The 444-nt window shown below is 41.4% G+C and carries 3 tRNA genes; all 3 read left to right on the plus strand.

The features are described 5' to 3' along the window. Window positions 1–41: 41 nt before the first annotated feature. The 3 genes from H4J50_RS19130 (at window position 42) to H4J50_RS19140 (ending at window position 421) form a co-directional block, all read left to right on the plus strand. Window positions 42–117, plus strand: a tRNA-Thr gene (locus H4J50_RS19130). Window positions 118–168: 51 nt separating this feature from the next. Continuing rightward, window positions 169–244: transfer RNA gene (locus H4J50_RS19135), tRNA-Phe, on the plus strand. 101 nt (window positions 245–345) lie between these two features. After that, window positions 346–421 (plus strand) — tRNA-Thr (locus H4J50_RS19140). Window positions 422–444: the final 23 nt, after the last annotated feature.

The following is a 444-nucleotide window of genomic DNA, read 5'->3' on the forward strand; positions in this document are numbered from 1 at the left end:
TCTTTAAAATTGATAAAGTGCCTTAGCACACAGTTTTGTGTGCCGACTTAGCTCAGCTGGTAGAGCAACTGACTTGTAATCAGTAGGTCAACCGTTCGACTCGGTTAGTCGGCACCATTTATTTAAAGTTAATTGTAAAGTATCACAATTAATTAGCACAGTTTATGTGCCTCGATAGCTCAGTCGGTAGAGCAGAGGATTGAAAATCCTCGTGTCCGTGGTTCGATTCCGCGTCGAGGCACCATTTATTGAAAAGCCTTGCTTATGCAAGGTTTTTTTATTTTAAGTGCTTTATAAAGTTCTCAATCTTTAAAATTGAACGTGCCTTAGCACACAGTTTTGTGTGCCGACTTAGCTCAGCTGGTAGAGCAACTGACTTGTAATCAGTAGGTCAACCGTTCGACTCGGTTAGTCGGCACCATTTATTAAAAGCCCCGCTTATAG

Origin of the sequence: Colwellia sp. 6M3 (genome assembly GCF_014077595.1) — a bacterium.
Classification (GTDB): Bacteria; Pseudomonadota; Gammaproteobacteria; order Enterobacterales; family Alteromonadaceae; genus Cognaticolwellia.